General features: G+C 69.9%; 1 protein-coding gene. It reads right to left on the reverse strand.

Annotated elements, in window-relative coordinates; all coding sequences use genetic code 11:
• Positions 1-16 precede the first annotated feature (16 nt).
• Positions 17-1,102, reverse strand: coding sequence for an IS110 family RNA-guided transposase (locus OSB71_RS24155; RefSeq protein ID WP_265950934.1), 1,086 nt, complete (start codon positions 1,100-1,102; stop codon positions 17-19).
• Between the last annotated feature and the right edge of the window lie 177 nt (positions 1,103-1,279).

The raw sequence follows: 1,279 nt of genomic DNA on the forward strand, positions 1-1,279 counted from the left end.
GATGCTCCTATGGATGTCAAGCCGCAGGAGCGAGGTCGGTTTGGGTGATTCGTTCGGTTGGTGTGCTGGTCAGGGCGCGGTAGATCTCGCGGGCGACGAATCGCTTGAGGCAGCGCATGATGTCCTTCTTGGACAGTCCTTCCTTGGTGCGGCGTTCGACGTAGGCGCGGGTGCGTGCGTCGTAGCGCATGCGGACCAGCACGATGGTGTGCAGGGCGTTGTTCGCGGCCCGATCGCCGCCGCGGTTGAGGCGGTGGCGGTGGGTGCGGCCGGAGGAGGCCGGGATCGGGGCGACACCGGCCAGGTGCGCGAACGCCCCCTCCGAACGCATGCGCTCGGGGTTGTCTCCGGCTGATGCCAGCAGTTGGCCGGCGGTTTCCGGTCCGACACCGAACAGTTCCAGCAGGGCTGGGGCCGCCTGCCTGACCAGGGGGCCGATCTCGGTGTCGAGCTCGGTGATCTCCACGTCCATCGCCTGGTAGCGGCGGGCCAGACGCCGCAGCGAAGCCCGCGTCGCCGCCAGGGGACGGGACACATCGTCGCCGGGCCGCAGCCGGGCCAGGGTGCGTATCAGGACGGCCCGGTCCAGGTCCGCGACCTGCTCACGCAGCATCGCCGGGGCGGTCACCAGCAGGTTGCGGATCTGGTTCATGGCCTGGGTGCGGGCCTTGACCGCGCTGCGGCGCGCGACCCGCAACACCCGAACGGCCTCGACCACGCCGTCCCGGCTTTTCGGTATGCCGGTGGCCCGTCCGGAGGCCACGGCCGTCGCGGCCGCGTATGCGTCGATCGGATCGGACTTGCCCTTCATCCGCCTCGTCTTGCGGTCCGGCCGGTCGACGTCGATGACTGTGACACCTGCTGCCGTCAGGACCCGGGCGAGTTCGGCTCCATAGGCGCCGGTGCCCTCCACGCCGACCGCGGTCAGCGTGCCGTGGGTGCGCATCCAGTCCAGGAGGTCCCGGTAACCGCAGATGGTCGCGGGGAACTCCCGGTCCGCCAGGTGCCGGCCGAGCGGGTCGATCACGGCCGCGTGGTGGGTCAGGCCGTGGGTGTCGACTCCGCCGGTGATCTCCGGGCCTTCGTGCGTCATGCTGGTCATGTCCGTCCTTGCTGCTTGTCCGAGCCGAGGGCGGCACGCGCCGGTCGGGCGGGTGGACAAGACAGTGACGGGGCTTCTGGACCAAGCTCCTATGAGGTCACAAGCGCCCGTCCGGCCGCGTGCGTGGTGGCCCCGCCGACGAGCCGACAAATCCCAAACAAGGACAGTCAACGACGT

The organism is Streptomyces marinisediminis, assembly GCF_026262575.1.
GTDB classification, from domain to species: domain Bacteria; phylum Actinomycetota; class Actinomycetes; order Streptomycetales; family Streptomycetaceae; genus Streptomyces; species Streptomyces marinisediminis.

What these genes read in the sequence shown, in the direction of transcription:
- OSB71_RS24155 (WP_265950934.1), bottom strand. Translation starts at nt 1,102, where the DNA reads ATGACCAGCATGACGCACGAAGGCCCGGAGATCACCGGCGGAGTCGAC.